12 protein-coding genes are annotated in these 11,887 nt (G+C 42.0%); 3 read left to right on the forward strand and 9 right to left on the reverse strand.

What is annotated here, in order from left to right:
• Positions 1–58: 58 nt before the first annotated feature.
• Complete coding sequence (locus tag C7B70_RS23540; RefSeq protein ID WP_106371365.1) at positions 59–907, reverse strand: ParA family protein; 849 nt, start codon at positions 905–907, stop codon at positions 59–61.
• 539 nt (positions 908–1,446) lie between these two features.
• On the opposite strand from C7B70_RS23540, the gene C7B70_RS23545 reads away from it, so the two are divergent.
• Both C7B70_RS23545 and C7B70_RS23550 read left to right on the forward strand, forming a co-directional pair.
• Positions 1,447–1,686, forward strand: coding sequence for a DUF433 domain-containing protein (locus C7B70_RS23545; protein ID WP_106371366.1), 240 nt, complete (start codon positions 1,447–1,449; stop codon positions 1,684–1,686).
• Positions 1,687–1,721: 35 nt separating this feature from the next.
• Positions 1,722–1,943: a hypothetical protein gene (locus C7B70_RS23550; RefSeq protein ID WP_106371367.1), complete on the forward strand. Its 222-nt coding sequence runs from the start codon at positions 1,722–1,724 to the stop codon at positions 1,941–1,943.
• Positions 1,944–2,125: 182 nt separating this feature from the next.
• On the opposite strand, the gene C7B70_RS26625 is transcribed toward C7B70_RS23550, so the two are convergent.
• Together C7B70_RS26625 and C7B70_RS23555 are read right to left on the reverse strand one after the other, a co-directional pair.
• Positions 2,126–2,665: a hypothetical protein gene (locus C7B70_RS26625; protein WP_158260575.1), complete on the reverse strand. Its 540-nt coding sequence runs from the start codon at positions 2,663–2,665 to the stop codon at positions 2,126–2,128.
• A gap of 197 nt (positions 2,666–2,862) precedes the next feature.
• Positions 2,863–3,693, reverse strand: coding sequence for a hypothetical protein (locus C7B70_RS23555; protein ID WP_106371368.1), 831 nt, complete (start codon positions 3,691–3,693; stop codon positions 2,863–2,865).
• 146 nt (positions 3,694–3,839) lie between these two features.
• Here C7B70_RS23555 and C7B70_RS27265 point away from each other — a divergent pair, with 146 nt between their 5' ends.
• Positions 3,840–4,175, forward strand: a complete 336-nt coding sequence (locus tag C7B70_RS27265; protein WP_233221090.1) for a LysR family transcriptional regulator — start codon at positions 3,840–3,842, stop codon at positions 4,173–4,175.
• A 124-nt stretch (positions 4,176–4,299) separates the two neighbouring features.
• Here the strand turns inward: C7B70_RS27265 and C7B70_RS23565 are convergent, their stop codons facing one another.
• From C7B70_RS23565 to C7B70_RS23585, 6 genes are all read right to left on the reverse strand, one after another.
• A complete protein-coding gene (locus C7B70_RS23565) occupies positions 4,300–6,324 on the reverse strand; it encodes a serine/threonine-protein kinase (RefSeq protein WP_106371369.1) in 2,025 nt (674 codons plus the stop codon).
• 105 nt (positions 6,325–6,429) lie between these two features.
• Positions 6,430–9,186, reverse strand: coding sequence for a serine protease (locus C7B70_RS23570; protein ID WP_106371370.1), 2,757 nt, complete (start codon positions 9,184–9,186; stop codon positions 6,430–6,432).
• Positions 9,187–9,267: 81 nt separating this feature from the next.
• On the reverse strand, positions 9,268–9,813 hold the full coding sequence (locus tag C7B70_RS23575; RefSeq protein WP_106371371.1) for a COP23 domain-containing protein: 546 nt from the start codon (positions 9,811–9,813) through the stop codon (positions 9,268–9,270).
• Positions 9,814–9,891: 78 nt separating this feature from the next.
• The gene (locus C7B70_RS28545; RefSeq protein ID WP_199192483.1) at positions 9,892–10,695 is read right to left on the reverse strand and encodes a trypsin-like peptidase domain-containing protein; all 804 of its coding nucleotides are present in this window, start codon (positions 10,693–10,695) and stop codon (positions 9,892–9,894) included.
• Positions 10,671–11,003, reverse strand: coding sequence for a trypsin-like peptidase domain-containing protein (locus C7B70_RS28550; protein WP_199192484.1), 333 nt, complete (start codon positions 11,001–11,003; stop codon positions 10,671–10,673). Before C7B70_RS28550 ends, C7B70_RS28545 begins: the two co-directional genes overlap by 25 nt.
• 198 nt (positions 11,004–11,201) lie before the next feature.
• A partial coding sequence (locus C7B70_RS23585) for a tetratricopeptide repeat protein (protein ID WP_146134155.1) occupies positions 11,202–11,887 on the reverse strand: 686 nt, incomplete at its 5' end.

Here is an 11,887-nt window from a genome sequence, read left to right on the forward strand (position 1 = left end):
ACTTAGTAATTAATTGGAATAGAAAGCTCCGTAATAAAGGAAATAAAGTTCTTACAAGTTAAATGTCTATCAGCTTACACGCCACAATGGGGTCGAATGATTTCACAATCGAGTCCCCCGGTTGATAAATCTGCACAGGTAGCCCTGTGCCACTAGCACTCAAAATGAAGCCAGATTCTTTAACTGGTGGAAAGCAAGTGATGCCCATCTGCTTCAATTGAGAAGGAATCGTATCAGTTAATTCGATATCTGTTCGGGGTTTACCTTTACTATCAAGTCCTAACAAATTACGGTGTGCAGCAAATTTAGCCGCGTTTACTCTAGAAGGTACAAATCCTAATATCTCTGGTTTTGGACGTAGCCGAAGAGCTTCTATTTTCTGATAAAACCAATTGACCATTCCTGCTGCGCCAAACGAGTCCTTATACTCCGGCTTTAAAGGAACCAAGACATGGGTTGATGCGGCGAGAGCAATTAATCCCATTGGTTCTAGGGATGCAGGGGTATCTAAGATAACAACATTCGCATTAAAGGGGTAATCTTCCAACCTGTCTTTGAGGATTTCATACTTTCGTTCGTAGAGATGCAGACTACGGATAATTTCTTTTAGTGGTGCGCCACCTGGAAGAAATTGGATGTTATCCACATAATCCTTCCAGATAGCGACTAAAGGATAGTTACCGTCAAAACCTGCATCGAAGATGGCAGCAAGAGATTGTTCTCTCCCATACGTTGTCGTTTCTCCTGTAAATAGACTTAATGAGCCATTTTGATCTAAGTCGATTAAAATAACCTTATACCCCTTCTTTCCTAAAGCATAGGCTAGGTGGATGGCTAGTGTTGTCTTACCCGACCCTCCAGCATTGCTCTCGATTGCAATTCTGATTTGTTGAGCAGCTTTAGGCATAGCAAATTACTCTGTACTATAACGTTAAGATACAGGCAAATGTACCTTAACGTTATAGTACAGAAATCGTTCAAATTGTAACTAAGCGAGTTTTAAGTGGAGTTCTGTTTTCCAGTATTCCAGTGACGATTGGAACTATCTGTAAAGCTTTCCGCCTTTGGCAATTGTGGCAGGGTCAAAAGCTTCTAATTGCTAACACTCGAACTATCGTACCTAGACAAAAGCTCCTGAATAGCGTGTTGTGGTTGATGCTCCTTTTTTGGTTAAGTAATTTGCTCATGCTTTTGCTGCTACCCTGGCGCCTAATTTCACAGCAGACTTAATCATCAACCCTCTACGCCTAACCTGTTTCTTATTGAGCAGCCTGAATTTGTTTCTGTCCAGATTTTGAATGTTTAGACTGCTGGGTAGTAGTCAAGCGGCGGCGGACACTGTTTAATAACATTCAAACCCTGCTATACCGATTAAATAAGCTTCGCTCTATCATAGAAAATAGGTACAGAAACCAACGGAAGTCACTACAATCATTAGCATCTAACATGAAGAAGACAAAAATCAGAAAGACTCATGGAATTTGTAATGGAGCCGCTTGCATAGGTCGGACGCAAATCCCAGTTTGGAAATTGATCGCCTTGTGTAACGATGGATGCTCAGAAGAAAATTTGTTGAGTGATTACCCAGATTTGACCAAAGATGACTTGAAAGCTGCCCAAATTTACTACACTCAAGAACGCGCTGAAATTGACGAAGCGATCGCATCTCAGAACTCTAATGTTTAAATTGCTCAATTGACCTAGCTAAATATTTTAAAGTAATGGCTTTAATTCCCTGTAAAGAATGCGGAACTCTCAATAGTTCTGAAGTAGAAATCTGTTTAAGCTGCGAGTACCCAGTCAAAGGTCGCCCGAAAACGAATTGGCTTAAATGGTTGGCGGTGCTACTGGCACTAATCTTTGTGATCCCCTTAGCTCTATATACGATTGGAACAGTTAGCACCCAGACTAACGTTCAGCCATCCAGTCCTCCTGCTAAATAGATTTGGCAGTCACGTATTTCAGCCCTAATTAAACAAGTGTGGAGAGACATGAAAAAACTCTCCTAAAGCTTTTGCCAATTCTTATCAATATCTTTATTACCGTTTACTACTTCGATTGCAGGCGATTGCCTACGGCACTGCTGGAAGCAATCGCATTTGAGGTAGTCTAGAATCGTATATAACTATCCTAAAATGCTCAAACTGTAATCCTTGCAATCCTTTTCACCTTCTTTATGAATGCTAAGAATATCCTCAAGGTCAAGCGCCCACTTAAACCCCAAACCCCGCCACCATTGAATGATTCTGCCATTGAAGAAGCCGTCGATTTCTCCTAGCCGTTCGTAAAGCAGGCCTGCCAGAAAAAAGTTACCTCCTTGCTCTAGCAGTTGGGCTTTTTTGTGGGAATCTAGTCCCTTGGGAGAGGCTGATTCTAGGGCAACCAAAGCTTGACCAAAGGCATTGGCTTTTTCAAACAGCACAGATGCGGCGAAGTAATCTTGAGCTTTTTCCGCTTGTAATCCAGCTTCAAGATAATTGCCTGCGGATTCTTCTAGCAAGCTCCAGCGTTTAAATATATCTATTGAGGATTGACTCTCAGACCGTTGTAACTCCGAAGTCAACGCCCATCGAGCGGTTCTGACGGCTTCCGCTAAAAGGTGCTGTGTCCGTTCAGCCTCCGCCGCTTGAGATTTTTCTTGCCAAGCGTCCTCTACTAATTTCAACAGGCAAACAGCAGCTAAAAATTCTTGGCAATCGATTTGCGCTCGAACGGTGGTTTCTAAGGTTTGCCGAATATCTTGTATCCATTTTGCACTGATTGACGGACGACATTGGATTGCCTGCCCTAATGCTCCTAACTGCTGATGACAGTTGCTAACCTGTTCAAGATTGCCTGCGCTCTGAAAGTGCCTTAATGCTTCTATAAAATTATTTTCCTGCCAAAAACTCTCAGCGACTTGCTGATGAGCCTGGGCGCAACTTCATCTCCTAACTGGTTCGATAGTGTCAGGATGCGAAAGGCGATTTCTATTTCTCGACTTGCCAAGGGTTTAAGGTAGCTAATTACACCCCGGTAGTCTCCAACGGCTTCTGCTATTTCAGAGGCTTCAATGGGGCGATCAAGAATTGCATAAACTTGATGTATTTGGGGTAATTCTTTCAGTTGCAACTGCCCTAAAAACGCTTTCCAAGGGGCGACCAGTTGAAACGAATGATGTTCTAAAAACGTGCTGAGGATTTGGGAGAGTTCTTCCACATTGAGGGTATCTTCCCTCCGCCGTTTGACTAACTTCGCTAAGAGCATATTGCTATCACCTATCAGTCCAAGTTGACGACAAATCTGCTGCTGGATTTCTCGAACGGAAGAAGGTTCATTTAATCGGTGAATAATTCGCCAAGCCGCATCAAGATTTTGAGAGGTTTGCGGCTTTGCTTCTAGCAAAAATGACAAGGCTTGTCCAATCGCTGGACTAAAACTGTAACCTTGTTCGCCGAAAAGCGGATCGAATTTGAGAATAACTTGAGCAAGCTTGGTACGATCGCTATTTTTTGCTAAAGATAACGCTTCTGTATAAGTTTTCCAAGCCTTTTCTCTACTTGGAGAATTCGCAAGTTGTTGTTGCAACTTTTCGCAAGTCTTGGCTAACCGATCGCTTCTTAGCCGCGATCGCTGTAACTTTCTCCAAAGCGCGGAAAGAGCAATGCACAAAGCTTGAAAGAATTGCTTTAAATTCAAACGCCAGTTAGCCATTTGCTTCTAATAAGTTGAATAAAGAAATTCTATAGCATTTATTGTGTTTGAGTATTCCAAAAGTAAGAGAAGTCGGACTACTTTTACAAACTTCATCCCTGCTACGGACAACATAAGCAACTAAAAACTGCTGCACTAAAGTAGGAGTGTTACCACTTTTGGGCAATGACAGACCAGGTTTTAATTCTTGGAGGTCGGGGACGGATTGGCACCAGTGTGGCTCAAGCATTGCTACCCATACGCGATCACAAATCATAATTACTAGCAGAAACCCAACGGCGGGGAAGGCTGTCAGCGCCCAACTTCGCTATCTCCGCTACTTTATTGCCGTTGCAGACGAACAGAGCTTTAGCCGCGCGGCAGAGCGATTGCATATTGCCCAATTAACTGCTGTTTGGCGGCACGATTATTCATCTCCTATCTTGCTGCAATTTCTCAATATTATTAAAACTCTCTCAATTTCTCAGACTGAAGTTGCCTAGTTAGCTCGACTTTGGCGAACAACCGAAGGCTTTATGTTTGCTGAGTTTGTCCAAATTGCGATCGCTCTTCCGCCATATTACTATCCCCGTAACTTACATAACCTAATCTCATGAGAAGTTTTAATTATGGTAATTGCCAAATTTTTAGTTTACCGTCATAACTCCCACTTACTAGAGTTCGTTGATCGGGGCTAATGTTGAGGAGCTTAATTGTATAGGTATGCCCAAGCAGGGTGTTGTCTAGCTCCCCAGTCTGCAAATTCCAAACTTTTATCGTATTGTCGCTACTACCACTGACTAAAATCTGGGCATCGGGGCTAATAGCTAAGGAAGTAACTGAATCTGTATGTCCCAAAAAGGTGTTGTCTAGCTCCCCAGTCTGCAAATTCCAAACTTTTATCGTATTGTCGCCACTACCACTGACCAAAATCTGGGTATCGGGGCTAATAGCTAAGGAAGTAACTGAACCTGTATGCCCCAAAAGGGTGTTGTCCAGTTCTCCAGTCTGCAAATTCCAAACTTTTATCGTATTGTCGGCGCTACCACTAACTAAAGTCTGGGCATTTGGACTAATAGCTAGAGAATTAATTAAATCAGTATGTTCGCTAGGGATAGTTTTTTGTGCTTGTGACTGCAAATTCCAAATTGCGATCGCATTGTCGGTACTGGCACTTACTAAGGTACGTCCGTCAGAGCTAATAGCTAAGGCATTAACTGGGTAGCTATGCCCTGTAAGAGTCTTTTGTAGCTTACCTGTATTCAGATTCCAGATTTTTAGTTCTCCGTTATTAGTTCCACTGATCAAAGTCTGCACGTCAGGGCTAATAGCTAGGGGATCGGCGGGATAGCTAGAGCCAGTTGAAATCTTTTTTACTTCTTTCGTCTTGAGGTTCCATAATCCGAGTGTGTTGTCAGAGTTTCCAGTTGCCAAAGTTTGTTGATTAGAACTGATGGCAAGGGAGCTAACCCAGTTGGGCGCTACAGAAATCGTATTTTTCAGTAAGAGTCGGCTTTGCATTCCTGTAATTGCAAAGAGTTGATTGAACGGAGACAATTTATATTGAAAATATCCATAGGTTTGAGTTCCTACTACTCCCACAAGGAGAACGCTACATAGTCCGAGCGATATTTTTTTAAACTTAGGTTTTTGATTTGGGGTAGTAACTTGTCTGGGGCTAGTTAGGGAAGATGAGCTTTGAGTAGTGATTGGTTCTGTAGGAACAGATTGAGTATTTAAGTCTGATAAGACATCCTCTGCTGATTGATAGCGTTGCTCGTAGTTTTGGCGCAGGAGCTTATCTATAATCAATTCTAATTGTTGGCTTATAGGCGATCGCAAATGTTTTCGCCAATTTAATGTCCATTCATAGCCTTGCTGCTGAAATAGTTGATGGGGCGAAACTCCAGTCAACAAGTGAACGCAGGTAGCACCCAAGCTATATAGATCGCTAGCAGGATAAACTTTACCTTTCTGCAATTGTTCTGGCGCTGTATAGCCGTAAGTACCAATATTAGTTCCTCTTGTTAGGTTTGTCTGTTCTAACTGCTTGGCTATGCCAAAATCAATTAGGACTAAAGATACTCTCTCCTTCCCTTCAAGTTTTTGTTGAGGAGAAAGTACAGACATAGGAAGACAACGCATGATATTTTCTGGCTTAATATCTCGGTGAATTACTTGATGAAGGTGGACAAATTGTAGGATATGTAATAACTCATTCAATAGTTGCCGAATTTTTTGTTCGTTAAAAATTCCCCCTTTTTGCATTTCTTGGAACAAGTTTTGTCCTTGGATGTACTGTTGGACTAAATACAGACACTCATCTTGCTCAAAATAAGCAAACAAAGTTGGGATTTGTGGATGTCCGCCTAACTGTTTGAGTTTTTCTGCTTCTTGCTTAAACAACTGCTCTGCTTTCTGGAGAGCCTGGATACTCTGTAACTTTGGTGCTAACTGTTTAATTACGCAAAGTTCGTTGAGGTTATCTTTATCTTCTGCTAAATAGGTTCTGCCAAATCCTCCTGCCCCCAAAAATTTGATAGGGTAGTAGCGATTTTTTAAAGTCGCTAGGTGCTTTCCACAATTTTGGCAATATTTCGTATTGTCAGGATTGAGGGGTAGAGAGCAATCGGGATTAAGGCAGCATTGCATAGTTACACCAAGTAATAGAGGTTAGAACCAATAATAAATGTCTCTCACGATCCCAGCTAGTAATTAATTTCATGGAGATGGTAATGCTTGCAACTGACTTAATGCTTACTGCACTTGTTGATACGCTTTTGGGTTCCCTTGTTGGCGGAATAGTTGCGCGGCTGTTTGTAAATCTGCGATCGCGCTAGGGTAGTTTTTCTGTTCTTTGCGGAGATTACCTCGGTTGTTGTAGGCTAAAGCATCTTCCGGGTTAATTCTAATTGCTTGATTGTAATCTGCTTCCGCACCTGGGTAGTTTTTCTGTTCTTTGCGTACAATACCCCGGAGGCCGTAGGCTAAAGCATCTTCCGGGTTAATTCTAATTGCTTGATTGTAATCTGCTTCCGCACCTGGGTAGTTTTTCTGTTCTTTGCGGAGAATACCCCGGTTGTTGTAGGCTAAAGCATCTTCCGGGTTAATTCTAATTGCTTGATTGTAATCTGCTTCCGCACCTGGGTAGTTTTTCTGTTCTTTGCGGAGAACACCCCGGTTAAGATAGGCATCAGCATCTTCCGGGTTAATTGTAATTGCTTGATTGTAATCTGCTTCCGCACCTGGGTAGTTTTTCTGTTCTTTGCGGAGAAGACCCCGGTTGTTGTAGGCATCAGCTAATTGCGGGTTAATTCTAATTGCTTGATTGTAATCTGCTTCCGCACCTGGGTAGTTTTTCTGTTCAGTGTAGAGATTACCCCGATTGTAGTAGGCTTCAGCTAATTGCGGGTTAATTCTAATTGCTTGATTGTAATCTGCTCCCGCACCTGGGTAGTTTTTCTGTATATAGCGGACACTACCCCGGTTGTTGTAAGTTAATTCACTCGGTTTAATATTAATCGCTTCATTAAGAGCCGCTTCAGCCTCTGCATATCGTTTTAATTCGTATAATACATTCCCTTTATTCACATAGAGGATAAAGTCTTGAGGATTATTATCCTTATCTGCTTGCTCCGCATTAATCTTAATCGCCTGCTCAATTGCGGCTAGGGCTTGGGAGTATTTTTTTAACCAGACAAGCGTACTACTTTGTTCGCGCCAAGCTTGATAATAATCAGGATTGATACCAATAACTTGCTTAAAAGTCGCTACTGCTTCAGGAAATTTTCTCTGAAACTGTTGTATTAGCCCTAGAGCATAATAAGCTTGATAGAAATCAGGATTTTTAGCTATGGATTGCTGCAACGCCGCCACCGCTTCGTCATATCTTTCTAATCGCCATAGTAAATTGCCATAATTTAGCCATTCATTCTCATCCCCTTCTATCTCTGGTTTTGTGGGGGTAAATGAGGGCTGATTGCGAATCGAACTAACTTCTGCATCTGTTAAAGTTGGTGATGAGGATGTTTCTACCTTCATCCATTGGGGTTTGAGTCCCGCCTTGGTTGCTAGTGCTAAACCTGTAGTAATTGGCACTCCCAAGGCATAGCCTAAATTCCGCTCCAGTTTTTCACTAAATTCTTCCCCTTCTGAACGACCACCAATGCCAATTACTCGCCCTTTAACATCTAGCAGTGGTCCTCCACTCATCCCTGGTAGAGACAGATTAGTGAATACTAACTCATAGCCATTACTTAAATTGGCAGTAGTGTCTTTTGTTTGAAAAAATCCATCGTTTTTATCAAAACGCACACCAGGGCTAAACTTGCGATGTCCCTTCTGTGAACCTGGAAATCCTGATAAAAATACCCAATGGCTTTTAGAATCTGACAGGTTATATCTAGCTAGAGTTGCTACGGGATATTCTTTTTGACTACTAAACTTGAGAATTGCTACATCTAGCCCTGCTTCCTTAACTATATCGTTAGCTGCAACTGGATGGGTTTCTCCGTCTGGGGTGAGGACAGTATATTGGTCTTGGTTTTCGACTACGTGAGAAGCTGTAAGAACATAGTAAATCTGTCCTTGACGAGCGATAATTACCCCAGAACCATTACCATTGTTTTTTGAGTCAATTCTCAAGGTAATCTGTTGAGCAATTAGGTCTACCTCTCCAGCTACTCCAGTCAAAGCTGATTGCTTGGGGACGGGTACAGGTTGAGGATTCTGATTACGCTCTTGGGAAGGAATTACAGCCTCTTGTGTTGGTAGTTGGGCTAAGGTCGCAATCGGTACGGCAAAACTAAGTTGGCGCAGTTGTTGGCGTACCTCGTTAGTAGGACTAGAACCATCTAAGTAAGTATAAGTATCGTTTAAGATTGCATTATTAAGTAAGCCATTGACTCCGATTAGTTCTCCCGATTGATTTAACAGTGGGCCTCCACTCATACCTTGTTTAATTTGGTTAGTGTAGCCAAGTTGATATCCCCCCGCTAAGGGTTTAGGGGCAATAAGGGAGATTTTGCCTGTGGTAATGAGTAGTTGTTGACTATCTATGGAAAACCCTGCGGCATATACGCTTTGATTTTCGGCTTTAGTGGTAGTGGTGGCCAAAGTAACGATACGATAGTTTTTTGGGGAGGAAAATTGTAATATAGCTAAGTCATTACCCTGGAGAGAATTACCTTTGTTGATGACGAGGGCGGAATAAATGATGCCATCGGGAGTTTGGAGGCGATAGTTACCTTTAGCATTAAGGACGTGGGCGTTAGTTAAAACTGTATAGTTTGTCCCTTGCTTGGCAATGAGGATACCAGAACCAAGTTCTCTATTAGTTAAGACTTTGACGGTAATAGCTTGGGCAAGTTGACGGATTTGGGTAGGGGATAAGCTCCTAGCAAGCTGAATAGAATCAGGATTGGCGGAGATAGGGTTAGTCAAAGCGACAGCAGTAATGGGCAGAATTAATAAGCTGCCCAACAGGGGGATGATACCTAGGTGTCGAAGATTCATTTGTTGGGTAATAGGTAATATGTCAGCAATTACCTATTAATTTTTAATTAATAGGTAATTGCATTTCTTAGGAAAAAAGCTTTATTCTTCCTCGATGGGAGCAGTTTGGAGAAATTTATCAATATCAATTTGATAATAAACTTGCTTGTCTCCAGAACTATGTTCTAACGGTGAACTACCACGTCCCCTCAGTGCGTCTTTAAGACTGGTGAGAACCACTAGCGGGTCATCATCTGGTCGCAGCGTAAGTAAAGTAGTATTGCAAGCCCCACCATTGTTACGCGCTGTGCAAATTACTGGTTGATTGTTAATTCTGCTATTGGTAATAAACTTCAAACTACCGTTGTTATAGGCAGTTTGCAGCCGGGCTGATATGTCCTGACACCGCTTTTGAGGCGTATTAGCCGGACTATTAAACCACTTATATTTCCAACGGATAATTGTTCTTTTCTGCCCTCCAGTCCAAGCATAAGTGGTGGGATAGCGCTTATTAGTCCGTTTATCAAAGCCTGTGGCACAAATAAACCGTACATCTTCACTCCCTTGGACTTGATTTACCATCGCCGTTACCCCAAAAGTAGTGAAGGCACAGCCAGCTAATAAGGCAATAATTGATTTAATTTTCATGGTTTTCACTTATTTATGCTTAATAAAACAGAATAACTTTTGAGTGCGTTCGTAAAAAATATTGCTTCTAAGTCTGCACTATTTAACAGATGCTTGCAAACTATATTTGCCTGTTTCTCCTACTTCAAAAGTGTTGGCAAATATAAAGTAGATCCCATCTTCTGGTAAAGTTGCACTTAATTTAGCATTAAAATTTGTGGGCGATATATCATCGTTTTGCGCTATTAGCTTTTCTTTGCCAGGAAGCAGCAAGTATAAAGATGGGTCAATTTGCCTACTATCCATTTCAATAGTTATTTGTTGACCCGCTTTACCTTCAAAGACATACAAATGAAAGTAGCTATTGTTTGGTAAAACGCGATCGCCTTTTTTGAGCGTTGTTTCTACTTTACCCCGATTAAAAACCAAGTCTTGAACTTCTCTTTTTGGATTGGGTTGTTGGCGCTGACTGATTAAAGGAGCATTTCCTCGTTCTACAGCTACCAAAAAAGGTTGGGCTGCTTCTATGGGAATTGCTAAACCAATGCCTATATAGCTGGAACTTTTGCCGTCGGTGATTATAGCGCTATTAATCCCAATTACTTGCCCTTGAGAATTTAGTAATGGGCCTCCAGAATTTCCGGGATTAATCGCCGCATCGTGTTGAATTAAGCTATTTTCCAAATCAATCCGGCTAACAATGCCATCGGTAAAAGTATTTTGCAGTGTCACACTTAAGGGTGTGCCGATCGCATATACTGATTGCCCCACGCGCACGGAGCGTGGACTTGCTAATTTTAGGGTAGGCAAGTTGCTTTGATTGCGAATCTTGAGGGCGGCTAAATCTAAACCGTTGCTGGCAAAACCAACTACATCGGCTAAGACTTGTTTGCCATTTGACAAACTACAGTGACGGTGGAAGGGCTACCTTGAACAACATGGGCATTGGTCAGAACTAGACCATCTGGGCTGATAATGAAGCCGCTACCATGTCCTAATCCTGTAGAAATTGCAACTACAGCAGGGCTTGCTTTTGCATATAACTCAATCCGAGTTTGTTCCTCAGAGTTTCGGCTCAATAAGAGTTTTGGGTGCTTGGTTTGAGTTGCTTTAGTAAGTTTGGGAGATTGGGCGAAAGCACCCATTGGCGCTAAACCAATTAAAGTTGTCCCAATTATCGCTGTTCCCAGCCAGAAGAATTTGTTGTTCATTTTAAGACCTGATGCAATGATGTAATTGAGCTTAGAATTAAAACTTGTCTTCATCAATTTGGCTCAATTCTTTAATTGTTAAGTATCTTATTCGACTTCACCCTAACAGTTCGAGATGTGAGGAAAACTTCACCAGGTTGTTATTCAGATGAGTTGTTTCAATAATTTCTTTGATTTCTACGGTCTCAAACGAGTAGATTATCTTGGCAATGCTTGCAATGCACTTAAGAGTTCTTGCGTTTTTTGATATGCCTCTATATTTTCTTGTTTGCGGAATAGTTGGGCGGCTGTTTGCAAATCTGCGATCGCACCTGGTTTGTTATCTAGATAGGCGCGGACGATCCCTCGGTTGACGTAGACTCCTGCGTCAACCGAGTTAATTCTAATTGCTTGAGTGTAATCTGCTTCTGCACTTGGGTAGTTTTTCTGTTCTGTGCGGAGAAGACCCCGGTTATTGTAGGCTTCTGCAAATTTAGGGTTAATCATAATTGCTCGATTGTAATCTGCTTCCGCACCTGGGTAGTTTTTCTGTTCTGTGCGGAGAAGACCCCGGTTATTGTAGGCTTCTGCAAATTCAGGGTTAATCATAATTGCTCGATTGTAATCTACTTCCGCACCTAGGTAGTTTTTCTGTTCACTACGGAGAAAACCCCGGTTGTAGTAAGCTTCAGCAAATTCAGGGTTAATCGTAATTGCTCGATTAAGATCTGCTTCCGCACCTAGGTAGTTTTTCTGTTCATAGCGGAGAGTACCCCGGTTGTAGTAAGCTTCAGCAAATTCAGGGTTAATCGTAATTGCTCGATTAAGATCTGCTTCCGCACCTAGGTAGTTTTTCTGTTCATTGCGGAGAATACCCCGGTTGTAGTAAGCTTCAGCAAGTTCAG

The sequence above is a fragment of the Chlorogloea sp. CCALA 695 genome (assembly GCF_003003885.1).
Taxonomy (GTDB): domain Bacteria; phylum Cyanobacteriota; class Cyanobacteriia; order Cyanobacteriales; family Chroococcidiopsidaceae; genus Aliterella.